Genomic DNA, 22,445 nt, shown 5'->3' on the forward strand with positions numbered 1-22,445 from the left:
TCGCTATCAAGTTTACAATACATTTTTCCTCAGAACGAAAATAACAACTAATTAGACACTTCGGCGCTACTTCAGAATCCTAAATTGATTGACATGCGACATTACCTATAAGAGACTTAATACTCCAACATACTCACAGTTTTATATCTCGAAGGAATAGAGTCCCTCTCGTTGATATGTATATCCAAATAAATTAAAATACAGATTACAAAAGGGGTACTTGTTGTTAAAAAAGTTATGGCAACAGTTTTAGGTTTGTTAATTGTAGCAAGTGGGTGCAGCTCAAAAGTTTATGATGAGCAAGTTGATTCAGGTAAAAAGGCAATAGAAAAAGGTGAATATGCAGATGCTGTTAACTCTTTCGAAAAAGCTGCAAAGGATAAATCAACAGATGAAATTCAGAAATACATTCGATTAGCAAATGATATGAAAGACAGTGCTACTGCATTAAAAGAAGAAAAATATGAAGTGGCAATTGCAAATGCTGAAAAAGTTACGAAAGAAAAAGCGGATGATAAAATATTCAAATCTGCAAAAGAACAAGCAGATAAAATCATCAAAACGGCTAAGAGTTCTCAAGAGCAAACAGAATCAACAAATAAAGAAATTCAATCGGGGAAAGATTTATTAAGCCAACAAAAATATGATGAAGCCTATCAAGCTTTCAAAACAATAGCTGATAGAAAAGAATCACCACAACTTGTAAGTGAAGCAACAACATTAATGAATGAAGCAATTACAGCGAAGAAACAACATGAAGATGAACAGAAAAAGGTAAGAAAAGAGAAAGCAGAAAAAGAACAAGCTGCGCAAGAAAAGAAAAAAGCGGAACAAGAACAACAAAAAACAAAAGAAGAAACTAAGAAACAGCAAGAGACAGTCGCAGATACAGGTGAAATAACTAAACACGAAGCTGAAGAACTTGTACGACGACAATTTAATTTCTCAGCAGATCTAGTAGTACAATATAATAACGACGATGAGAATGGTAATTTTGTTATCCAAGTGTATGAAGATCATCCCGATCATACGGCTACATTAGGATGGTTTGCTGTAAATCCAAAGACGAAAAAAGTTACTAAAATGCAATTATAATATTGAACAAAGAGAAACATTCGAATAAAAGACTTCTATTCCTTTACAGTGAAATAGAGGTCTTTTTCATTACAATGTGAATATTGTCAACTCATGTGCTCCCTCCCCCTTTCTATTGTCCCTGATTCCACTTGGTATTCCTCGAGGTCTCGATTTAGGTATATGACCTAGAAAAAGGAATTTTTCTTGTCTATACAAATTTAATTTTGATTTTTTTACAAGTTTTATTTGGATGGTGATTTACCTTACAAGATGGAATAACTCAACAGGTGATGATAATGATCATTTTGAAAAGTAACATTGGAGAATTATTAAAAAGCAATGCACTAAAAGGAAAGTGGATTGCACAGCAATTAAATATAAGCCCGAATCAAATAAGTAATTATGTAACTGGCAAGTCTTATCCTCCAGTAGACAGAGCATTTGAGTTAGCAAAAATATTCGATTGTAGAGTCGATGATTTATACGAGGTACAAAAAAAGACCCTGCTGATTAATTACTAGCAGGGTTTAGCACGTATTGAGGTAACGGATGTCCCTCAATGGATTCCATATACATTTCAGCCAATCTTGATCCATCGATTAGCTGCACATTCAGTTCTTCAGCATAGTGCTTCGCATTTTTTGAAAAACCACCTGTTGATACTACATAACCGCCTTTTGCCCCTTTTTTCGCGATGTTACTATGCACCAGAGCAATTGCTTTATAGGACATGTCGCTACACAAACACTTCACTTGGCCAAGATATAATTCACCGTTTACCGTATGTTCAAAGTCCACACCATAATCACCTGTGGCTACTGTAACTAATGCAGAACCACCATAATACTTTTCAATTACATCAGCAACAAATACTTCAAATTCCAATGGTGTTTGACGTATAAATACTGATGAGCACTTTTCATTTTCTAACGGCTTCATAAATCGATAATAAAGCCCCATTGCTAAAGTACGTTTAAACTCTTCATCTTTATTAAAACGCGCGATGAGCTGGTATAAATGACGGTCTTTTCTTCTTTTGTAGACATACCATGAAATGTAAAGTACTCCTGTTATGATTAGAAAAACATATAACATAGACACACCTCCATAGAGATAGTGTTTCTTACAAAAGTTACTTTTATCAATAAACTTTATGTAAAATTCCTTTTCGATATCTGATATACTAAATCTTGAATTTACAGTACATAGGGGGATAAAAATGGCAAAGTCAGCAAATGAGAACGAAGAAAAAAAACGCCGAGGGTGCGGATGCTTTGGGTGTTTAGGCATTATTATTTTATTAATTATTTTAATAGGTTCTTGTGCTAAAGGTTCAGATGATGATAAAACTGAAAAAGCTACTACTGTTACGAAGCAAGAGGAAGCAAAAAAAGCAACGGAAGTAAAAGAAGAAGAGAAAAAGAAAGAAGAAACTGAGCAAAAAAAACAGCAAGAACTTCAGAAGCAACAAGAAGAACAAAAGAAACAAGAAGCTGAACAAAAAAGACAACAAGAACTTCAGAAGCAACAAGAAGAACAGCAAAAACAACAAGAGTTAAAGAAACAACAAGAGCAACAAAATCAAAATAAACAAAAAGAAGCAATTCCTCAGCAAAAAACAAATCAAGCATCAGAACAAAATGGCACTTGTAATATTAAAGGTAATAAAAATAGTAAAGGCGAAAAGATTTATCATATGCCTGGTCAACAGTTTTATGATAAAACGAATGCTGAAGAAATGTTTTGTTCAGCAGCTGAAGCACAAGCTGCAGGATATAGAGCATCAAAAAGATAGCACTAAAAAACCGTCTCTATTTGAGATGGTTTTTTCTATTCACTTCTTCCCTCCTCACTATCTACACAAACTCCATATTACTGTCAAATCATGCCTCCCACTCTTCACATAACATGTACTAAAAAGAAGGTACATGCTTAATATGTCAAACTATTATTAAAATCGGTCACATAAGTGCTACCGGAAGAAGCGTAAAAAATGCGACTTTGAATGTCATTGTGGGCCTCTCTACCAAACCTATACATCAGGCCTTTATTCCGTAATACGAACACGGACTTCATTCAAGTTTCTGCACTTAATCAAACAGACGAACCGCAAACTGTAACTATAGCGGTACAGCATTACCAAAATACTTGCGATCGTGACGTATCCCCTTCTTATGGATGTTTTTGCTGAGAACTAGTTAACGACGGAGGTTCGGACGATGAAGTACGCAATGGTGACGACTCCGGGCGATCCTTTTACACCAGCCGACCCTGGATTTCCCGTCAAAATAAACACATGGGGCATTAACTTTGTGGGGGTGATTCAGCAAGGAAATACAGTGCTTCACCTGGAATTTGCAAGGTATCCAGATGATCCACACATTCCAGGTGTCCCCCTTTAACCTATAAAAAATAAGAGCTGTCCAATTAAGGACTGCTCTTATTTTACTTCACATACACAAAAGCTTCATTTGCTGTTACATAATATGTTTTTCCTTTACTATTGTGAACTTTATATTGTATTGAACTATCTACACTTACTTTCGCATCAATAGTAAACCCTAAAGCTGCATCTACAAAAACAGCCACTTCTTTATCCTGCCAAGATAGAGCATTGTAGAAACGTAGATTGTTAACTTTAGAAACAATGCGCTTTCCAACAATCGAAGAATCCACTGTGCTTTTCTTATCGAGTAGCAACAGATACTTCCGAAAGATATGAACTAAATCGTAGTAGGGGTTATATTCACAGCTGTAATTTTACAAGTTGAAATAGCAAACCTAACGGTTGTAGTTGGATTTATAGGTAATGTCCCTAGTACTATACCAAGTCCTGTTTGTTCCACGCTAAAATCTGCTGCAATAGAACCATTACTTGCTAAAAGACTTACTGTAGATCCGATAAACGCATCCAGTAATTGTCTAATTGGTCGTTCACGACATTCACACTCGCATCCTACATCGACGGGTGGAAGTAATGTTATAGGTGGTCCTGGTAGTAAAAAGCCTACCCCTGTTACATCAGAAATATTAACCACGAAGGTTGTGGTGCCATCTGTAACTGTAACTAAAAAATCATTCACGGAAGTGATAGTAAATAGAAAGAAAAGTGGGGGCGTGTTGGGTGTGTCTGCAATAGTGCCAAGAATCACAGTTTCTCCAATAAGTTGTTGTAAGACACTTTGCATAGGGAAAACACAACAATCACAAAGACAACCTTCAGCTGCTCCTGTCGGACCCGTCATCCCTGTTGGACCCGTTCCTCCCGTTGGGCCCGTTCCTCCCGTTGGGCCTGTCTCTCCTGTTGGACCCGTTCCTCCTGTTGGGCCCGTTCCTCCCGTTGGGCCTGTCTCTCCTGTTGGGCCCGTTCCTCCCGTTGGGCCTGTCTCTCCTGTTGGACCCGTGGGACCGGTTGGTAAAGTAAATGGTGGGATTGGGGGAAGTGTAGGGCCAATTAAATTTGGATTTAATGCATTAGCTTGAAGTATCCCATTTATTTTTTGTATTTCATTTTTATCAAACACATAACTACCTCCTATGAGTGTACTTCACTGTAGTAATACAGTTATCTTACATATACATAAACTTCATTTATCGTAATATAATATGTTTTCCCTATACTATTGTGCACCTTAAATTGTAGTGAATCGTCCACATTTAACTTCCCATCAATTGTCTCACACAGCTCAACATGAACGAATCTTGCATTTGCTGCCGGACCTGTGCCCCATGCTCGATATTTTATAGATACTATTTGAACCTTTTTATCCCAATAAACTGCATAGTGAACAAATGCTGACCGAAAAAAAGAGCATGCTCCAGGGATAAGCAAGAACAAAAAAAGATGTCCTAGTAACACCCCTAAGACATCTCCTTCATTTTATTTATCTTATACATAACTTATCTAAATCTTTAGACCCTATACAGCTCTAACAATTAAACAAACATTAAATATATCTTCTACCTAAAACATAGTATTATCATTAGCTGTCTCACTTGGAATCTCTTGAATTACATCCCAGTGCTCGACAATCTTTCCATCTTTTACACGAAATATATCCACTATAGCAACTCCCTTATCTTGAGAATTAGTACGAGAATGTACATGAAGAGCAACTGTATCTCCTTCTACTACTACACGTTTGATCTCTGCAGAGGAATTAGGATTTTTAACAAAATCCTCCTTAAAGAAATCCATGAAGGCTTTTCGTCCATCAGCAACAAAAGGATTATGTTGTTTATAATCTTCACTTACATATTTAGGAATAATATCGATATTATGTTTATTAAAAACTTCATTATAGAAATCAACTACCATCTTTTTATTCTTTTCATTTTCTGTCGCTTCTTTTGATACTGAGGCAACATTCTCACTCTTTATTGAGTTAGCTTTGTTATTACCGGTGGAAGCTTGAAATATCAAAGTCGACACAATTCCTAAAATAAACACAGAAATAATTATTACTATTAAATTTTTCTCTAATTTCATATATACCTACCTCTTTTACTTAAATAAGTTTTCTTCTATAAAAAGCTTGAAGAAGGAGAAACCTTCCCCAAAATGTAATGTCAGGAAAATTTTTTTATCGTTTTCCGACAGAAGACTCCTTCCTCAAAAATGTGAAGGTGTGAAACACCAATTTTAGGTGGGAGATGAATGTCGGTTGGCATAAGCCAACATGTTTGCTATCATTTACTTGTACAGATTGCTCTTCGAAAACTGAAGATATGAGGTTGGTTGCAGAAAAACGTTGCAACCGTAAAATCTTCAACGTTCTATCGCCCCATGCTTGCCGAAGTTGCGAAAACCAAGCTAAAGTAGGGAGTGTGGTGCGTCAACGTACAAGATACTTATGTTCTCACCGTAGGGACTACGGGTAGAGCCTGCTAAGATAACCGGTGGATACATCGGTGTTCGCAGGAATCTCCCACTTCAAAAAGTCCGTAAGGACGTTAAGTGGTGAGTAGTTCAACCTAACACTACTCCTTATACAAGATATGTTAGTAACAATTAACTCTACCTTAATACCTCATTAACAGTTGCACTGTCCACAATTTGAATAAACTTCTTAACCTTATCGTTCTCATCAAATTCATAAAGATGACAAAAATCTGCTATGAACGATTTCCCTGTAGCTGTATATGTTCCACTATATTTTCCATAAACGATAACAGTATTGTTATTAAATGCATAAATTTCATCTTTAGCGCTATAATTATCCCATTCCGTGCCAAGGCGTTCATGTACATTTTTCACTACTTCATCTGGACCTATATAAGTACCTGCATATGGAAACCCAGCAGCTTCTGTCCAAGATACATTTTCACTTAAATACGTTTTGAACGCATCCAATTTTCCTTCGCCAGTTAACACATACGTTTCATGTAATAGTTTTTGATATTTATTCATTGCATTAGCCCCAAGGCATTTCTTTTGTTACAACTTTTGCACTTAATTCTAATACACCTTTATTTGCATAACCTGGATATGCTGCTTCAAGTTTCGCTACAAAATCTTTTGAAGTTTTACTTTCCTCAGAAGCTTGAACCGCAGTTCTTAGGTAATCCATAGTTGCAGTAAGTGCCTGATTATTTAAAGATTTTTCAATTGATCCATGGCTAGGTACAATTATGTCAGCATGTAATGCTTGTAATACTTTCAAGTTTTCAATCCATGCCTCCATTGCCGCTTTTGAGCTAGTATCCGCTAAGAATACATGTATTTCGTTAAATACATCAATACCACCAATTAATAATTTTAGCTCTTTATTAAATAAGCTAGTTCTGTAATGATCTAAGCCTACTAGTTCAAATGTTAACCCTTGAAAATCAATAGCTTTTTCTTTAAACACTTGAGGTAATACTACGTTACTTGGTGCGTTTTCTCCTAGGGCGTCTTTCCAAACTTTTAATTTACCTAAGACAGAATGAACAATATGTTCAACAGTAGACTCTGTAGCATACGCTATTGCTTCTGGGTAAGCTGCTTTAATACTTTCTAATCCAAAGTAGTAATCAGGATCCCCATGAATGAGAAAGATTTTATCTAAAGATAAATCGTTTTTTTTCAGATACTCAACAATTTCTTTCGAATCAGACTGAGTAAATTTTGAGTTTATTAACAATGCATGTCCCGATTTCTCAACTAAGCTTGCAGTGACCATAAAACTTTTTTCGTCTGAACTAAACATCGTCAATTTCACATCTTTTTGATTTGTATCGATTGTTTTAAACATAGAATGTTATTCTCCTTTTGTTAAAGTTATTTACTAGTTAACATATTTTTATCTTGTTCCGACAGAAGCTCCCTCTTCAATTTACCTGAAAGTGTGATAGCATCAGCAAATAGGCGAGAGATGAATGTCGGTTTGCGTAAGCTAACATGTTTGCTACTATAGCTGATAGTAAAATTAAAATTGGACTCTTTTTAAAAATAAATTGAAACCGACTGTTATAAAAAGGTTTCAGTCCATCCAATTCTAGTCTTTTTTAAAACGTTAAATGTTATATACTGTAACTTAAAATTCATTAATATAAATTTTTAAAACGCGCTTCAATTTTATCTGGCGTCATTACCCCACCACCAATAGGAATAATTTGATTCTCCTTTTGTAAAAGTAATGAAGGATAACTATTAACACCAAGCTGTCGAACTTTATTGAAATCATTTTGGACATCTATTAGTGTTTCTTGAGCGTTTAAACGCTCTAGCACTTGTTCAGGGTCCAAACCATGCTCAATTGCGATCTTACGATATGTTTCAGGATCACTTAGACTTTGTCCCTCAAAATAAAACGCTTTTTGCATAGCCGAAGTGAATTCTAATAAACGGTCTGGCGCTAATGAGCGTAATGCCGAAAAACCAATTGCAGCATCTTTCGAATTCATTTTAAAAGTACCTTCTTCCACCAATTTTTGATATGAAGGACCAAATTCTGCACCTGTAAGTTGATTAATTCTTTTATTTCCCTCTTCTATATATGAGAAGTTTTTCATTGGTAAATTATCTAAAAATAACCCTCCACATAAAACTGTTAATGGTACTTCAGTGTGTTTTTTGTAAAATCCTTTAATACTTTCTGAAAAGCCATAGCACCATCCACAATATGCGTCCCATACGTAAATAAGGTTATCTTGTTTCGTCTCCATTTAAATCTCCTACCTTTATTTTTATTATCCAGCTCAGCTAACTTTTTGGTTTATATAAGTACATCTTTTTATACCTTGTTCTTTTTGAGATACCTTACTATATTCCCCAAAAACTAATATTTCCAAAGAAAGATTAACCAAGGTTTTTAACAAAAGATAACGTTGCACATTATTGCCCAGTATTAGAAATTACTAAAGTTAGGATTATGCATTAATTTGAATGCATTAGTAACTTTCTACACCGGGTGGCAACGTGTGTACCACCATTCTTAATTAAATATATAAATCATATTTTTATTTTAAGCAGTTATTAGTTGTAACTAGATTGATTACAGCTTTATGTAACCATTCTAGTTACAACTAATATAGAAGTCAATTCTTTTTTTCCGAAAACATTAAATTTCTATCCTAATGTTTCCAGAATTCTAGCATAAAAAACTTTCTTCTTGTTCTTAAATCTTTCAAAAAACTTAGTAGAGCCCTTAAAAAATATATGCTACTGCGTTGATAAGAAGCTATGTTATCCATTACCCCTGTATTTTCTACAGGGTCTTTATTGATTAGTTTTATTTTTAAATCGTTTATCACCAGCAATAAATTCCCAAAAAAGCTTTTTGTTACATTTTTTAAGTATTCCATGCCGAACATGATGGTTAACAACATATAAATAGTGTTAACTATCTTAATTGAATATTAGTAATAGTAAGTCAAAATATTATCAATTTACTATATATTACATATGCGTAAAAATAATAACATAAGATTTTTCAAATCTTTCACCTAATAAAGATTTGAAATTAGCTCTTCATTACTCTCCTTACTGTTAATATGCCTGGAAAAAGGACCCCATAGGGTTCTTTTTCTGTTCATAATATAAAATCTTATGTTATGAACAGAAAAAAGAAGAGGGATCTCTCTCCTCTTCACCAATAAAATTGAACATATTTAAAATTAAGGAAGGGTATACATTCATCAAGAGATGAAAGGAACAATAATAGTTCATCTAGTGAATTATAACATAAATCCCCCCTAACAATAGATAATATTAACATTTATGGGATATTTGTGACACAATTATTAAATATCTTAATATAACGAATAAAGGATAAGTGATCCGACAGATAGGTGGATTTTATCCTTTATAAACTCTAAGCTCATTTGCAACTCTACTCTTCTAAAAACATACCAATACTAAAATTAATTATTTGGATAATATTATAGTGGAGATGGAGATCTAATTGCCTGAAAGCTTGTCATAAAACTACTGGAAGAACTTGCTGGAAATACTCGGCCATTATCAAGTGCCAAAATGAAAACTTCTACCCTGTCTTTTGCTTTTAATTGAATAATGGTATTTACCTCTATGATTAAGGTCCCCATTCCTGACACAAAAAGTTCATTATTTGTCGCTACAAGAATATCATTTACATGAATACTTAATATTACTAAGCTATTTTTGGTTAAATTTTCAGGGTTAAAGGCTGCATTTGCGCTAACAGTATATACGCCTCCTGATTTTGGAACAAACGTTGATGGTAATTCATATTCCTTCTTTAAGTCAAACTGTACATTCATAAACATAAGTTTTAAAGGGAACGATGCAAAAACCGGCTGAATGAAGCTTGCTAGAGCCCTAAAGCCAGATGCTTTTGTACTGTCTGCCATAAAAATCACCTCCTCTTTATTTTCATAGTATTCACTACTTTACTTATTGATTGATATTAAAACCTATTATTTGCTTTTTAATTAGTAGTTTCATGTTCAATCAATCTAAAAAACCAGTGATTTCAGTACGTATGCATGAAATCACTAGTTTTTTTGTAGGTTATCTAGCATTCTATTTTACAGATTATAAAAAGGTATGAACTTAGTTTTACTTTTTAAAGATGAACCTTCCTAATAAAAAATCACATATTAACAAACTATACACCTGAATGTGATTATTTGTTAATAGAGTTATCTATTTCATTTAACAGAATTAGTATCTCTTTTACCACATGTTGATCAAATTCTTGTTCTCTATCTTCATCATGTGTTCCTTTATTTAAATAATTCCATTCTAATGAATGCATATTATTTTTTGCTAAAATAGTATCTAATAAAGAAATTAATATTAACCACCCTTTATAATCGGAATTTTTTATTTATTTATACTTATTTTTATGTATTAAAAGGTACACCTTTAGGGAGTATAACTAAGCTACTAAAATCCCCATTTCAAAAGGTATAAATAATATTTTTGATACACTGTAAAAGTTATGTATACCTTTTGATCTTTTCTAATAATGTATCATTTACATCTACTATTGAATAATACCCCACAATTCCGTCAAAACTATAAATAACCAAGTCTCCAATTCCCCTGGAGCTGAGCAGTTAGTTCAATCTAACTGCTCTTTTTCTTTTTATCGTCACCTTTCCATTGCACATCCATATGTTGTATAGAGATATCTCCTTTTAAATTGTCATTGATGCCTCTTTCAATTCCTAATACACATGTTAAAAAGAGCACTTTACAAAAGTGCTCTTTTTACTTTGCCAGCCACTGAACCTATAATAAAGTGAGATTTTAACTTATGAATAACTTACGGAATCCTTTTCAATAATACGAATAGATTGGTAACAGCCAATCTGTATCCATAATGAATCTCTGATTTTCTTGAATTTTCCCTGAGGCAAGGTAGCTATTTTTTAGCTACCTTCTTGTATGAACTTCAAACATATGCACATACTATTAACGGAATGCTTGAATCATTGTCATTGAAAATGTTCAGCACTTCCGCTCCTTAAGAGAACAGTCCACGCAACTGTTCTCTTTTTTATTTTATTTTTCTATAAATATCAAATGAAAAAGCATAAATATCTCCTCAACGATCAATAGCATTGCAACATTCTCAACGTTTCCTCAACAATTTTTCAATATTTTTTATGGACAATAGCACACTTTCTCAGCAGTTTTAATATCTTAATATTAAATACTGCAAGGAGGTATTGAAAATGACTTGGTTTATTATCTTAGGATTTTTGCTTATTTTAAGTATATGCGGTTTTCATGCACATAGTATTCATATCATTTTCAAAATAGGTTCAGATACAAAAGCTGTGCCAAGTTGGTCTTTTGTTAATAGAATAAACTTCCAAACATTTAAAGAATTATTGAACTACCCCCACTTTCACTACATTTAGAAGTGGGGGATTCCTAAGTAAAGAGTTCTATCGAACTCTAATTTATTAGGCTATCTCCGCAGTCCTTGCGGTTAGAAGCCTTATCGCTTCATTCTTTAGATTGATACTTGCGTTAATATCCCTATCATGATGTGTACTACAAGAAGGGCAGTCCCATTTACGTAGGTTTAGATTTTTAACGTCTTTGTTTTGATATCCACAACAAGAACATAATTGGCTTGAAGCAAATGTTTTCGATACGACAATGACTTGTTTGCCGTACCATTTTGCTTTATATTCCAACATGGTTCGAAACTGTGACCATGATACCTCACTAATTGCTTTTGCTAACTTATGATTTTTTAACATATTCGATACTTGCAAATCCTCTATACCGATAACATCGTGGTTTTTGATGATTTCAATCGAGATTTTGTCCAAGTAATCTTTTCTAGCATTCGTCATGTATTCATGAATTCTAGCTACTTTTACTCGTTGTTTATTCCATCGAGAAGATCCTTTCATTCTTCTAGAAAGAACACGCTGTGCTTTTGCCAACTTCTCTTCTAATGATCGAAAAAACTTCGGGTTTTTATAGGTTGTTCCATCTGACAAAATGGCGAAATCTTTTAGTCCCACATCCATTCCAATGTAAGAATGTGTTTTCGGAAGTTCTTGCATTTCTGTTTCGACTAACAATGACACAAAGTATCTGCCAGAAGGGTTCCGTCTAACTGTAGCATTTACAATACGTCCCGTTATTTCACGACTTTTAGCAAATCGAATAAGACCTAGTTTTGGCAATTTTATTTTGTTTCCTACTACGGAAATGTTTTCATTTGTTTGTTTTGTGGTGTAAGATTGTACGTTGTTCTTCTTAGATTTGAAACGCGGGGCGCTGTTTTGTTTTTTGAAAAAGCGTGTATAAGCATCCGCAAGGTTGCGAACAGACGACTGAATCGCAATACTATCCACTTCTTTTAGCCAAACAAACTCTTTCTTCATGGCAGGAAGTTTGGCAGAGCATGTACCATATGCCAGACCTTTTCCTGTTTCTCTGTATGCATTATCCCATAGAGATAGGAAGTGATTGAATACAAAACGAGAACAGCCAATCGTTTTATTGATTAGGGTCGCTTGTGCTTTATTTGGATAGATACGCAATTTATATGCTTTATTGATCATCATTCGGTTCACCCCCATTTCGATATGTGTCTATCATACAACAAACATACATTCGATAGGTAGTGAAATAACAGTTTATGTATGTCGAACAATTAAGATGGCTTCCTGCCATCCCTTGTTCGAAGCCAATTCATCTCCCACTTACTCACTTCGCGTTCCTTGAGGAAGGAGTCTTCTTGGCTAAAATGATAAAAAGACCGAATAAGGATAAACTCAAAAGCCTTACAATAGGAGAACTTGTTATTCCTTTAAGTTTCTTTAACAGATTATTTAGCAAAACATTAATTTTTCTATTCCTATTCTTTTATTCCCAATACTTAAACTAAACGCAATATGAGATGAGTTAATGGATAAAAGTTGCTAAGCGTAGCAAACAACCAACCGACTATTATGAACTGGAACCAAAAAGTTAAACACAAACTTAAGTGCCATTTTAATGTGAGTCCGGTATTGTACTGGACTCATTCCTTTTAACCTCGCCTTAATTCTTTTGTGATTATAAAAATTTATATATTTATCTAACTTAATTATATAATGTTATATACTTCGAATTCTTTAAGCTAAATTACTTTCGCTCAGATGTGTTCTGTAATTTCTTCTCTTTTTGAACTAAGGCCTTTAACTTTTTTAAATAATTAATTTCCATACGTAAACGTTCATTTTCTTCTTCTAATGCTTCTATATCCCCTTCAATAGTTGCATTACTTAACTTAGATTTTGTATTTTCCATAGCTGGACCCCCTTTCTTCTTTTCATATAGGAAATCCACGCCTTTTAAATAAAATATTTCCTTCCACCTACGAACCAATAAACTCCTTAACAAAAACTGTTTATTTATTTCATTTATCGTCATTCTATTTCTAAAAATTTCAGATACATCCTTTGAAAAGTCCTCTTTGTATTCATTCCATATTTATCTCTCGCAAATAAATCGTAGTACATCTTATATCCAACACATTTATAGGTCTTAATGGTATTTTTAACAAAAGCTTCTTAAATTTAAATAGACATACCACTTTAATCTGTCAACTCCATCTATATTTATAAATATGAAACACCTAATATATTTGACATTTCAATGACTTATAACAGGAAAATATATACATCCAATGAATCCTGATGTATCTTTGCTTTGTAAGTCATAGTTAGTTGGCCAACTTTCAATGCAATTTAACAATAAAAAGTAAGGGGGACCTAAAATGAATCAAGTATTAAAGAAAAGTAAGAAAAAAATGATGTATCTATTTGGTTCACTTCTAATTTCTCTATCAATGTTTTCAACTACAAGCTTTGCAGCTACAGAAGGTGCTGTAAAAAGTGTTACAAATAGTAACTATACCGGGATTGCAGCTGATATAAATCTACCAAAGTCAGTTGTTGTTAAGGATGGATATGTAAATTGGTATTTAGGTATTGGAGCATCTAAAGTTGAAGGTGGTATTTCAAAAACACCAAGTGGATATAAAGTATTTCTTAATTCAGGATATAATGAATCAGGTCAAAACAGTAAGTATTGGAATACACAGTATGATACATCAATTAAAGATGGGGATCGAGTAAATCTTAAATTAGTTAATAACGGAAATGGTACAGTTACTATGTATGTAAATGGAAGCCCTAGATACGCAAATCAGCCTGTATATGGTACATTTTCTCAATACGAACCAGTAAAAATGGTTCAGGGTGTTGAAGATACTGGACGTAATTCTTTTAGCCAAGCTAGCTTTTCAAACGTCCTTCTAAGAGCAGATACATCTGGATCTACCTATAAAAATTGGAACAGTTCAATTTCTTCTTCATTTTCCAGACACGATACTTATGGTAACAATTTCACAGTATATTCACAAGTACCATTAAGCGCAAGTTTACGTTAAGTATGCTATTTGCATAATAATGTTTTTGAGAAAAAAGTAGCTGTACTTTTGTGCAGCTACTTTTTATATGCAATAAATCAGTAATAGATATTCGAGCTGCAATAAATGCCCCTTTTATACTTTGGCTTCCTCGAATTTAATAACACTTTATCGCGTGCCCTATCATTAAACTTAACGTATCGAGATTAACCTTCTACTTACTTCAATATGTTTTACCATTATTGGATTATACCTTCTAACGATTAAGATAACCACAATATGTACACGCATTAGGAAATAAGAATCATAATATAGAGCGTTGCCACCTAATTGTATGTTGTATCAAAGAAGACAAGCCTTTCAAACATGATTTTCTTATTAAAAAGCATAGGTTCTAAAAATCTTTTTAAAATACGGTATGTAATCAACTTTATAAATCCCATGAAAAAACACATAATTTTTGATAAAGGAAGTGAAGTACTTGTTACCGTGCCAAGGTACGTGCAATCAATATGTAGATTTTGAGGTTTTAATTACAGCTCCTGAAGAATATATAATTAATGATACGAATTACACCGTTGCCGTTACATGGAATACAGAGCGATTCAAATGTACATTTGAACCATGCACACTGCAAACACCGAACCCTTGCCTACTACAAACCAATTCACCAGATGCTTCCTATCCAGTACACAGTGTTCGTATATATGGCGTACTATTTCTCCTGTTCAAAATCAATATGGACAAGGACCAGCAGCTTTTTCTAAATGGCACAAATTATCCATTAATGAGATTGTTTTTTACACAACTGATTCTAATTGCTGCTTTAATTTTAGTGGGTTTAAACTTAAGAGTTTAACAGTCACACCACAAGATGAAAATACATTTATCTTAAATGGAACCCTTTCTCTTTCACCTAATCAACCCGTAGCATTGCTAGGAAACAAAACAACCAATGAAATCAATATTATTGATACAGCACAACAACTATCCACAGGAACGATTTCCATCAACAATCCAGCAGACGCTACATTTACACCTGATGGGCAATTCATCTATATTGCTCAGCCGGAACAATATACAGTTACAATTCTTAACTCCGTTGACTATACCGTAAATACAGTAATAACAGTTGGAAAATCACCTATAAGCATTGCAATATAAAAACTCTACCAAATCACTAAAGGAATCTCCTTTCCCCTATCGAATTATTATAGAGGAAAGGAGATGTATGCATGGAAATCCTAGGACTAGATACCCGCGCATTAGCGACGTTAGGTGCACTTGAATACACAAATCGTCGCAATAAATTAATAGACGACTCAGAGAATAGCATATACGAGTGTAAAGAAATGAAAGAAATACTTCAATCACTTCCTAAAGAGAAACGGATTGAGGTTCTTGAGAATCAAGCATACTTTGAAGCAGTGGCAAAGATGATTGAACAAAACAATTTAATTCTTTTAGAACAGATGAAAGCTTTACAACTAATTCAGAAATAATAAACTAATGATTAATTAATTTTACATATATTCCTATAATAAATGTACCTTTATCTATACAACCAGCCCCTACTTTTCAGGGGATTTTGATAAGTTCTATTGAAAATAAATACGTAGACCTTATTTAATTACACTTCTTTGAAATGTACAGAAATTATATGAGCAATATTTTCTTATCTACACAGTAATTCTTACAAAATGAAATTATTATATATAAATAAAAAAGTTCCTTACTTTATAAAAGGAACTTTTTTTGCATATTATTAACCTACAAACCTAAAATTTCTACAATCCGACGAGCTTTAGCATTTCCAATATAATAATATACTTCTAATCCTTTTCTTTCTGTATGGAGTACAGTTCTTCTCAATTTTGATAATTGCTGTGAAACAGTAGATTGAGGGAGCCTTATTATTTCCGTTAACTGTGTAACATTGTATTTTTTATGATGCATTAATTCATTTACAATTTGTAATCTTACTGGATGAGCCATAACCTTTAACAAATCTACATTCTCTTCCGAAATTTCTTTTATATCCCAATCATTTTTTAATGCTATCATTTCACATTCCCCTTTATTATTTATTTCTATTTTCCTATTATCCTTATACATAGTACTTATAGATGAATACCTTTTATCCTGTTGAGAAAATATTTCTTATCTGCTTTGTAGCCTAAATAAGAGATTATTTTTACAAAAATAACAATAATAAATACTATTTAAACCAAAATTAAACCGAATTTAATTAACAGAATATTCCGTCTTATATTGAAAAATGCTGTTTGATAGATTTTAATAGAGGAAAACTCTGCTATGATACTAATTGCTATATAGTATCTATGGAGAGGATGAGACTGAACAATGAATGTTCAATTAAAGGGACACGAACAAATAAATCATTTATTAAATGAATGGTATCAGGAAATTAGAGCCAGACATGTAGATGCCGCTCAATTACTGAAACAAGAAATTGAAAATAAAATCCAAGATATAGAAGAAAATCAAACCATACTATTATACTACTCACTTCTTGATTTTAGACACCAATATCTAGTTGATAGTTTAAGTATTTCTAAAGATAGTTTTAAACAATGTGATGCTTACGAGACTCCTACAGATGACTTCCTTTCATACTATTATCACTTCTTTAAAGCAATACATTCGAATGTTACGGGTAATCATAGTCTTGCAAGAATACATTTTGATAAAGCTGAAAGTTTATTATCAACAATACCTGACGAAATTGAATACGCTGAATTCCATTATGAATTGGCTGTTTTCTACTGTCATACACATAAATCGATCTTATGTATTAATCATGTTATGAAAGCTAAAGATATCTTTTCAAAACACATGGGATATGAATTAAAAGTTGCTTTTTGCAATAACTTATACGGGCTGGCATGTACTCATTTAAGAGAGTGGGAATTAGCCGAAGAACATTATATTTCAGCGATGGATGCATTCCAAAAAGAAAATTTAGAATACAATATTTTAATTGTCCGTCACAATCTAGGATTTATGTATGCTACACAAAACCTTTCTGAGTTAGCATTACGATATTTATCTGAAGTTAATCAAAAACTACCAAGTGATTATAAAGCTTTATTTATTGAGGCAAGAGAACATTATAAATTAGGAGAAAACCAATTAGCTCAAGAGCTAATTGAAAAGGGACTACAACTTTCCACTCAGTTATGTATTGAAGGTTATATACATCACTTTAATATTTTAGAAAAAATGAACCTTAATAGTTGTGCAAGTGATGTAGAAAAAGCCATTTTAGAAGGAATTTCTTATTTTGAACGCGAAGAACTATATGAGTATATAAATGAATATACTGAAAAATTAGCAACCCAATTTTATAAAGAAAATAATCATGTAAAAGCAAGCTATTACTTTTATGAAGCTAGCAAAGCCAGTGAAAAAAAGTTTAAAAAAGGAGCATTAAAATGAGAAAATTAGCGGTTAGCTTACTTGGTATCTTAATTGTTGTCACAGTAACTTTTGGATCGAGTTCTTCAACAGGTACTCAAAGTACGGTAAATATTATCAAATATTCACATGGACATACTGGATAAGAAAAGGAAGGATTACACCTTCCTTTTCCTTGTATATTCCCTTTATAAGCCCATTAAAATTGTGGATATCAAAACAAAGACATTAAAAATCTAAACCTGCGTAAATGGGACTGCCCTTCTTGTCGTACTCACCATGATAGGGATATTAACGCAAGTATTAATCTAAAGAATAAAGCGATAAGGCTTCTAACCGCAAGGACTGCGGAGATAGCCTAATAAATTAGAGTTCGATAGAACTCTTTACTTAGGAATCCCCCTCTTCTAAATGAAGTGAAAGTGGGGATAGTTCAATAGTCTAAGTATGAATTATAAAGTATGTTCGTTTAAAATTGTCACAATATAATTTTATATTAGACGTTTTTAATTACTCGTGAAACATTTGCAAACGTTTTAACCGTTATTTATAAGATAAATACCCCCTCTAAATATAAGATTTACTTATTTTAGATTCTTTCTCTCATAGTCATAATGTCGAATAAAGTCGAATTTTTATATTTTTTCTTTATTTTCTGGTTGTAAACGTTTTATTTTCATGTTACCATCTTAATCAAACATTAGATGGTAATAAAACTTAAAGTATTTCTTTCCCTTAGAGACATATAAACGTTCGGTAATACCATGAAAATAAGGCCAAAGAAATATGAGTTACCTGATAAAAGATTTAATAGGATTTTTACCACCTTAATTTTCTGTTAATTCAGAATGTACAACTTTAACATTTTGTCCCTAAACAAAATTTAAATTTAAGTGTGGTAAACTCAAAAAGCTAAATCACCCACCCAAATTAATAAATGATATATCCTATTATATCTAGCGATCAGTCATGAGAAATAGATTTCTTCCTAAGAAAACTTAGCCCATTAATATAAAGTGTCTGAATTTTTATCTTTATTACCATCTATTGTTGATAACATATTTACCAACTATAAAAAAGAACCTATTGAAGGTTCTTTTTTAATATAATCATTAGCATTTCAATTATTGATAATCATTGGTGATAAATAAATTATGGATGAAGCGCTCGTGCCATCGCATCAAAATAATTCTGACTGGCACGCTGACTCACTTCGGCTTCAGGCACAAGTACTTCAAAGCAGTGGAAGCAGCCTGGATAGAGATGAAATTCAACATCTACTCCTGCTTGTGCAAGTCGTGTTACATATTCAATGATTTCATCTCGGAATAAATCGAGTTGACCTACACATGTATAAGTTGGCGGTAGTCCCGCTAAGTTGTCTGCTCTCGAAGGTACGGCATAGGGAGATGGTTCGTTAGTATCGTTCTCCTTGCCCAAGTACATACCCCAAGCCGTCAAATTGTTTGCTCTATTCCATGTTGCGTTGTCTTCTATAATCTCGTAGCTTGATGGTGTTATATTGCGGCTATCAAGCATTGGATACAGCGGCATCTGAAAAATAATAGATGGACCTCCTTTATCACGAGCCATTAACGCAAGCGCTGCTGTTAGTCCACCGCCTCCACTTGCACCGGCAATCGCAACTCGATTCACATCAATGCCCAGCGATTCTGCCTCATTTGTCATCCAAACCAAGCCTGCATAGCAATCTTCGATAGCCGCTGGATAAGGATGTTCGGGAGCAAGTCGATAATCGACAGACACAACAACGCATTCAGCAGACTGAACAAAGCGTTCATACAAAACATCGTCCATATCAGGGTGTCCCATTACGTATCCACCACCGTGAATCCACAGCATAGCTGGAAGTTTATCAAGATTTTTCTCAACGGGTTCGTAAATTTTAACTAACATCTCGCCGGCTGCGCCAGGAATCATTCGCTTGGTCATGTGTACTAGCTCTGATTTTTCCAAATGTGGATTCGACAAGAGACTTCGACTCGCCTCTAAATCCTCCTCTAATTGAAAGCCTGGAAATTGTGAGAAAGCCTGTTTTAATTCTGGTAATACTCGACTGTCAATTTTCATATCAATTCCTCCAATTAAATAATGAAACTTGATGCAATCCTTATGGAATAATTAACGGAATAGATGTGTCTCCTGTTCTCCTTCAGCTTCCCATTTGGCAATTTCCTCTCTTACACGAGGGGCAACTTCTGTTCCAAGCAATTCTATGGCACGCATGACTTGATCATGTGGCATGGTACTTAATGGTACATACATCATAAAGCGTGTAATCCCTACATGCTTACGAAGATGGATGATTTTTTCGGCGACTGTATCTGGATCACCAACATACAACGCCCCTTCAAAACTTCGTGCAGCATCAAAGCTGGAACGATCATAATAAGGCCACCCCCGCTCTTTACCAAGTTTATTCATGCCTGCCTGAGTGGAAGGGAAAAATGTATCTGCTGCCAATTCCGTATTCTCTCCAACAAATCCAATCGAATGAGATCCCACCTGAAGTTTTGATACATCATGACCAGCGTGAGCCGCCGCTTTCTTATATATCTGTACAATTCGTGCAAAATGCATTGGGCTACCACCAATAATCGCCAGCATAAGTGGTAATCCCAGAAAACCGGCACGGATAGCAGATTCCTGATTCCCACCGCTACCAACCCATATCGGTAAAGGATTTTGAACAGGTCTTGGATACACACCTAAATTATTGATTGCTGGTCGATGTCCGCCTTCCCAAGTCACTTTTTCGGACTGACGTATTTTGAGCAGTAGGTCCAAATGTTCTTCAAACAGTTCATCATAGTCCTTCAATTCATAGCCAAACAGTGGAAAAGATTCGATAAAGGAACCACGACCCGCCATAATCTCTGCACGTCCATTTGAAATGCCATCCAGTGTAGAGAAATCCTGAAAAACACGTACAGGATCAGCTGAAGAAAGCACGGTTACTGCACTCGCAAGCCGTATCTTTTTCGTTTGTGGTGCCGCCGCTGATAGAACCATCGCTGGAGAGGATGCTGCATAATCCTTCCTATGGTGCTCACCAACACCAAACACATCAAGTCCTACTTGATCAGCAAGAACGATTTCTTCAACAACTTCACGCAACCGCTGTGCGTGACTTATCACTTCACCACTATGAACATCTGGTTTCGTTTCTACAAAAGACGTAATACCTATTTCCATTTGTTATCTCTCCTAGTCCAATTAGATTGTAAGTCAAAAAAATTAATCATTTCCTTTATGGTAGTAACATGTTTCTCATATTGGATAACACACGTTTATTTCATAAAATCTTAACTCGTCTGGTCATAGCCCAAAAAAGAAGAGCGAAAGCACTGACAGAGGCTCCGAGTAAGGAAACCCCTCCCCAGCCAAAGTGTGCGTATATTTGAGTCGAAGCAATTGAACCACCAGCACTGCCGATAGAATAAAACACCATATATCCAGCAGTAAGTCGACTCCGTGCTTCTGTATGCAATGGAAGAATCATGGTTTGATTCGTGACATGTATTGCTTGTACGGCCAAATCAAGTAGAACTATCCCTATCACTAATGCGATTAATGACTGCTCCATATAGCTGATGAACAACCATGAAATCAATAATAGAGCTAAAGCAATGCCTGTCGTTCGTTGTCCGTAACCTTGATCGGCCAATTTCCCTGCCCGTGCCGCAGCTAAGGCTCCAGCCACACCTACAAGACCGAATGCGCCAATTGCACTATGAGATAGAGCAATTGGCGGTGTACTAAGTGGCAGTACTAGTGAAGTCCACAAAATGCTGAAATCAGCAAAAATCAGCATGGCTAGAACGGAGCGAACGCGTAACGTTCGTTCTTGAATAAATAAAGTAAGCACCGATCTAATCAACTGAGGGTAGGATAGCGATTTTACCTCGCGCTCAACATTGGGCAACATCTTTATAAACATAAAAACCATCATAAGCATGAGCGCAGCAGAAAATAGATATACAGAACGCCATCCCGCAACATCTGTTAATATACCAGCAAAAGTACGTGCGAGAAGTATGCCAATAACTATCCCACTTGTTACAATGCCCACGACACGTCCCCTTTCTGTTGAGGAAGCGATGGTCGCTGCAAACGCCACGAGAGTCTGTGTCACAACTGCAAGCAGCCCCACCAAAGCCATACCTGCGAAAAGTACCATGCTGGAGGAAGCAGTACCAACTATAACCAGAGCTGTTGTAGATAATAGCATTTGACCGACAATTAGACGTCGCTGGTTTAGCAAATCTCCAAGCGGTACGAGTAGCAGTAAGCCCACTCCATAAAAAATTTGTGTAACGGTAATAACAACACCAATAATGGAATGGTTAATACCAAACTCATTAGATAGTTGATCAAGCAACGGCTGTGCAAAGTAAATATTGGCAACAGACATTCCACAGGCAGCCGCAAACAATAATGCCAAAGCGTGAGACATGGATGGCTGTTGATTCAAATTAGGTTTTGTTATGGAAGATTTATGACTTATCTTAGTGTAGAGTGGATCATCATCTATATTTGTCTCTGTTTTGAACATAC

The 22,445-nt window shown here is 34.5% G+C and carries 21 protein-coding genes and 4 pseudogenes; 10 read left to right on the top strand and 15 right to left on the bottom strand.

All coding sequences use genetic code 11. The features are described from left to right. Positions 1–237: 237 nt before the first annotated feature. Both ACS2MN_RS15640 and ACS2MN_RS15645 read left to right on the top strand, forming a co-directional pair. Complete coding sequence (locus ACS2MN_RS15640) at positions 238–1,095, top strand: hypothetical protein (RefSeq protein WP_346994645.1); 858 nt, start codon at positions 238–240, stop codon at positions 1,093–1,095. Between the two features lie 278 nt (positions 1,096–1,373). Then, positions 1,374–1,598, top strand: a complete 225-nt coding sequence (locus ACS2MN_RS15645) for a helix-turn-helix transcriptional regulator (RefSeq protein ID WP_346994646.1) — start codon at positions 1,374–1,376, stop codon at positions 1,596–1,598. Here ACS2MN_RS15645 and ACS2MN_RS15650 read toward each other — a convergent pair. Further along, the gene (locus ACS2MN_RS15650; RefSeq protein ID WP_346994647.1) at positions 1,588–2,172 is read right to left on the bottom strand and encodes a restriction endonuclease; all 585 of its coding nucleotides are present in this window, start codon (positions 2,170–2,172) and stop codon (positions 1,588–1,590) included. The genes ACS2MN_RS15645 and ACS2MN_RS15650 overlap by 11 nt on opposite strands. Before the next feature lie 124 nt (positions 2,173–2,296). On the opposite strand from ACS2MN_RS15650, the gene ACS2MN_RS15655 reads away from it, so the two are divergent. Beyond that, a complete protein-coding gene (locus ACS2MN_RS15655; protein WP_346994648.1) occupies positions 2,297–2,872 on the top strand; it encodes a sunset domain-containing protein in 576 nt (191 codons plus the stop codon). A 424-nt stretch (positions 2,873–3,296) separates the two neighbouring features. Further along, positions 3,297–3,479 (top strand): hypothetical protein, encoded by a 183-nt coding sequence (locus ACS2MN_RS15660; RefSeq protein WP_087949435.1) that lies wholly within the window; start codon positions 3,297–3,299, stop codon positions 3,477–3,479. Between the two features lie 43 nt (positions 3,480–3,522). On the opposite strand, the pseudogene ACS2MN_RS15665 reads toward ACS2MN_RS15660, so the two are convergent. From ACS2MN_RS15665 to ACS2MN_RS15695, 7 genes and pseudogenes are all read right to left on the bottom strand, one after another. Beyond that, positions 3,523–3,768 (bottom strand): annotated as a pseudogene (locus ACS2MN_RS15665) (N-acetylmuramoyl-L-alanine amidase); the annotation flags it as partial. Between the two features lie 32 nt (positions 3,769–3,800). Next, positions 3,801–4,915, bottom strand: a pseudogene (locus tag ACS2MN_RS15670) (exosporium leader peptide-containing protein). 126 nt (positions 4,916–5,041) lie between these two features. After that, positions 5,042–5,566: a nuclear transport factor 2 family protein gene (locus tag ACS2MN_RS15675; protein WP_346994649.1), complete on the bottom strand. Its 525-nt coding sequence runs from the start codon at positions 5,564–5,566 to the stop codon at positions 5,042–5,044. Positions 5,567–6,094: 528 nt separating this feature from the next. Further along, a complete protein-coding gene (locus ACS2MN_RS15680; protein ID WP_053446117.1) occupies positions 6,095–6,487 on the bottom strand; it encodes a nuclear transport factor 2 family protein in 393 nt (130 codons plus the stop codon). Between the two features lie 4 nt (positions 6,488–6,491). Beyond that, positions 6,492–7,313: a cytoplasmic protein gene (locus ACS2MN_RS15685; protein WP_346994650.1), complete on the bottom strand. Its 822-nt coding sequence runs from the start codon at positions 7,311–7,313 to the stop codon at positions 6,492–6,494. Between the two features lie 292 nt (positions 7,314–7,605). Then, positions 7,606–8,226: a DsbA family protein gene (locus tag ACS2MN_RS15690; RefSeq protein ID WP_098805737.1), complete on the bottom strand. Its 621-nt coding sequence runs from the start codon at positions 8,224–8,226 to the stop codon at positions 7,606–7,608. 1,215 nt (positions 8,227–9,441) lie between these two features. Continuing rightward, entirely contained in the window at positions 9,442–9,891 is a 450-nt protein-coding gene (locus tag ACS2MN_RS15695) for an ABC transporter permease (protein ID WP_098134346.1), read from the bottom strand. 1,332 nt (positions 9,892–11,223) lie between these two features. On the opposite strand from ACS2MN_RS15695, the gene ACS2MN_RS15700 reads away from it, so the two are divergent. Next, the gene (locus ACS2MN_RS15700; protein ID WP_098805735.1) at positions 11,224–11,412 is read left to right on the top strand and encodes a hypothetical protein; all 189 of its coding nucleotides are present in this window, start codon (positions 11,224–11,226) and stop codon (positions 11,410–11,412) included. Positions 11,413–11,457: 45 nt separating this feature from the next. Here the strand turns inward: ACS2MN_RS15700 and tnpB are convergent, their stop codons facing one another. The 3 genes and pseudogenes from tnpB to ACS2MN_RS15715 form a co-directional block, all read right to left on the bottom strand. Further along, positions 11,458–12,579: an IS200/IS605 family element RNA-guided endonuclease TnpB gene (gene tnpB / locus ACS2MN_RS15705; RefSeq protein ID WP_346994651.1), complete on the bottom strand. Its 1,122-nt coding sequence runs from the start codon at positions 12,577–12,579 to the stop codon at positions 11,458–11,460. 435 nt (positions 12,580–13,014) lie between these two features. Then, positions 13,015–13,098, bottom strand: a pseudogene (locus ACS2MN_RS15710) (IS3 family transposase); the annotation flags it as partial. Between the two features lie 43 nt (positions 13,099–13,141). After that, positions 13,142–13,306, bottom strand: coding sequence for a hypothetical protein (locus tag ACS2MN_RS15715; protein ID WP_180250215.1), 165 nt, complete (start codon positions 13,304–13,306; stop codon positions 13,142–13,144). A 469-nt stretch (positions 13,307–13,775) separates the two neighbouring features. On the opposite strand from ACS2MN_RS15715, the gene ACS2MN_RS15720 reads away from it, so the two are divergent. The 3 genes from ACS2MN_RS15720 to ACS2MN_RS15730 all read left to right on the top strand — a co-directional run bounded on the left by ACS2MN_RS15720 (position 13,776) and on the right by ACS2MN_RS15730 (position 15,931). Then, positions 13,776–14,450, top strand: a complete 675-nt coding sequence (locus ACS2MN_RS15720; RefSeq protein WP_098805733.1) for a hypothetical protein — start codon at positions 13,776–13,778, stop codon at positions 14,448–14,450. A 603-nt stretch (positions 14,451–15,053) separates the two neighbouring features. Next, positions 15,054–15,593: a YncE family protein gene (locus tag ACS2MN_RS15725; protein ID WP_257209457.1), complete on the top strand. Its 540-nt coding sequence runs from the start codon at positions 15,054–15,056 to the stop codon at positions 15,591–15,593. 71 nt (positions 15,594–15,664) lie between these two features. Continuing rightward, complete coding sequence (locus ACS2MN_RS15730; RefSeq protein WP_000404246.1) at positions 15,665–15,931, top strand: hypothetical protein; 267 nt, start codon at positions 15,665–15,667, stop codon at positions 15,929–15,931. A gap of 268 nt (positions 15,932–16,199) precedes the next feature. Here the strand turns inward: ACS2MN_RS15730 and ACS2MN_RS15735 are convergent, their stop codons facing one another. Then, the gene (locus ACS2MN_RS15735; protein WP_098805732.1) at positions 16,200–16,493 is read right to left on the bottom strand and encodes an ArsR/SmtB family transcription factor; all 294 of its coding nucleotides are present in this window, start codon (positions 16,491–16,493) and stop codon (positions 16,200–16,202) included. Between the two features lie 300 nt (positions 16,494–16,793). Here ACS2MN_RS15735 and ACS2MN_RS15740 point away from each other — a divergent pair, with 300 nt between their 5' ends. Beyond that, positions 16,794–17,888 carry a Rap family tetratricopeptide repeat protein gene (locus tag ACS2MN_RS15740; RefSeq protein WP_097953831.1) on the top strand — a complete coding sequence of 365 codons (1,095 nt, stop codon included), beginning with the start codon at positions 16,794–16,796 and terminating at the stop codon, positions 17,886–17,888. 185 nt (positions 17,889–18,073) lie between these two features. Then, positions 18,074–18,229, top strand: a pseudogene (locus tag ACS2MN_RS15745) (zinc ribbon domain-containing protein); the annotation flags it as partial. Positions 18,230–19,019: 790 nt separating this feature from the next. On the opposite strand, the gene ACS2MN_RS15750 reads toward ACS2MN_RS15745, so the two are convergent. From ACS2MN_RS15750 to ACS2MN_RS15760, 3 genes are all read right to left on the bottom strand, one after another. Then, positions 19,020–19,958, bottom strand: a complete 939-nt coding sequence (locus tag ACS2MN_RS15750) for an alpha/beta hydrolase (protein ID WP_098805731.1) — start codon at positions 19,956–19,958, stop codon at positions 19,020–19,022. A gap of 51 nt (positions 19,959–20,009) precedes the next feature. Then, on the bottom strand, positions 20,010–21,083 hold the full coding sequence (locus ACS2MN_RS15755; protein WP_098805730.1) for an LLM class flavin-dependent oxidoreductase: 1,074 nt from the start codon (positions 21,081–21,083) through the stop codon (positions 20,010–20,012). 100 nt (positions 21,084–21,183) lie between these two features. Beyond that, complete coding sequence (locus ACS2MN_RS15760; protein WP_098805729.1) at positions 21,184–22,443, bottom strand: MFS transporter; 1,260 nt, start codon at positions 22,441–22,443, stop codon at positions 21,184–21,186. Positions 22,444–22,445 lie beyond the last annotated feature (2 nt).

This window comes from Bacillus cereus group sp. BceL062 (assembly GCF_051780025.1).
Classification (GTDB): domain Bacteria; phylum Bacillota; class Bacilli; order Bacillales; family Bacillaceae_G; genus Bacillus_A; species Bacillus_A toyonensis.

What these genes read in the sequence shown, in the direction of transcription:
- ACS2MN_RS15640 (WP_346994645.1), top strand. Translation starts at nt 238, where the DNA reads ATGGCAACAGTTTTAGGTTTGTTAATTGTAGCAAGTGGGTGCAGCTCA.
- ACS2MN_RS15645 (WP_346994646.1), top strand. Translation starts at nt 1,374, where the DNA reads ATGATCATTTTGAAAAGTAACATTGGAGAATTATTAAAAAGCAATGCA.
- ACS2MN_RS15650 (WP_346994647.1), bottom strand. Translation starts at nt 2,172, where the DNA reads ATGTTATATGTTTTTCTAATCATAACAGGAGTACTTTACATTTCATGG.
- ACS2MN_RS15655 (WP_346994648.1), top strand. Translation starts at nt 2,297, where the DNA reads ATGGCAAAGTCAGCAAATGAGAACGAAGAAAAAAAACGCCGAGGGTGC.
- ACS2MN_RS15660 (WP_087949435.1), top strand. Translation starts at nt 3,297, where the DNA reads ATGAAGTACGCAATGGTGACGACTCCGGGCGATCCTTTTACACCAGCC.
- ACS2MN_RS15675 (WP_346994649.1), bottom strand. Translation starts at nt 5,566, where the DNA reads ATGAAATTAGAGAAAAATTTAATAGTAATAATTATTTCTGTGTTTATT.
- ACS2MN_RS15680 (WP_053446117.1), bottom strand. Translation starts at nt 6,487, where the DNA reads ATGAATAAATATCAAAAACTATTACATGAAACGTATGTGTTAACTGGC.
- ACS2MN_RS15685 (WP_346994650.1), bottom strand. Translation starts at nt 7,313, where the DNA reads ATGTTTAAAACAATCGATACAAATCAAAAAGATGTGAAATTGACGATG.
- ACS2MN_RS15690 (WP_098805737.1), bottom strand. Translation starts at nt 8,226, where the DNA reads ATGGAGACGAAACAAGATAACCTTATTTACGTATGGGACGCATATTGT.
- ACS2MN_RS15695 (WP_098134346.1), bottom strand. Translation starts at nt 9,891, where the DNA reads ATGGCAGACAGTACAAAAGCATCTGGCTTTAGGGCTCTAGCAAGCTTC.
- ACS2MN_RS15700 (WP_098805735.1), top strand. Translation starts at nt 11,224, where the DNA reads ATGACTTGGTTTATTATCTTAGGATTTTTGCTTATTTTAAGTATATGC.
- tnpB (WP_346994651.1), bottom strand. Translation starts at nt 12,579, where the DNA reads ATGATGATCAATAAAGCATATAAATTGCGTATCTATCCAAATAAAGCA.
- ACS2MN_RS15715 (WP_180250215.1), bottom strand. Translation starts at nt 13,306, where the DNA reads ATGGAAAATACAAAATCTAAGTTAAGTAATGCAACTATTGAAGGGGAT.
- ACS2MN_RS15720 (WP_098805733.1), top strand. Translation starts at nt 13,776, where the DNA reads ATGAATCAAGTATTAAAGAAAAGTAAGAAAAAAATGATGTATCTATTT.
- ACS2MN_RS15725 (WP_257209457.1), top strand. Translation starts at nt 15,054, where the DNA reads ATGCACACTGCAAACACCGAACCCTTGCCTACTACAAACCAATTCACC.
- ACS2MN_RS15730 (WP_000404246.1), top strand. Translation starts at nt 15,665, where the DNA reads ATGGAAATCCTAGGACTAGATACCCGCGCATTAGCGACGTTAGGTGCA.
- ACS2MN_RS15735 (WP_098805732.1), bottom strand. Translation starts at nt 16,493, where the DNA reads ATGATAGCATTAAAAAATGATTGGGATATAAAAGAAATTTCGGAAGAG.
- ACS2MN_RS15740 (WP_097953831.1), top strand. Translation starts at nt 16,794, where the DNA reads ATGAATGTTCAATTAAAGGGACACGAACAAATAAATCATTTATTAAAT.
- ACS2MN_RS15750 (WP_098805731.1), bottom strand. Translation starts at nt 19,958, where the DNA reads ATGAAAATTGACAGTCGAGTATTACCAGAATTAAAACAGGCTTTCTCA.
- ACS2MN_RS15755 (WP_098805730.1), bottom strand. Translation starts at nt 21,083, where the DNA reads ATGGAAATAGGTATTACGTCTTTTGTAGAAACGAAACCAGATGTTCAT.
- ACS2MN_RS15760 (WP_098805729.1), bottom strand. Translation starts at nt 22,443, where the DNA reads ATGTTCAAAACAGAGACAAATATAGATGATGATCCACTCTACACTAAG.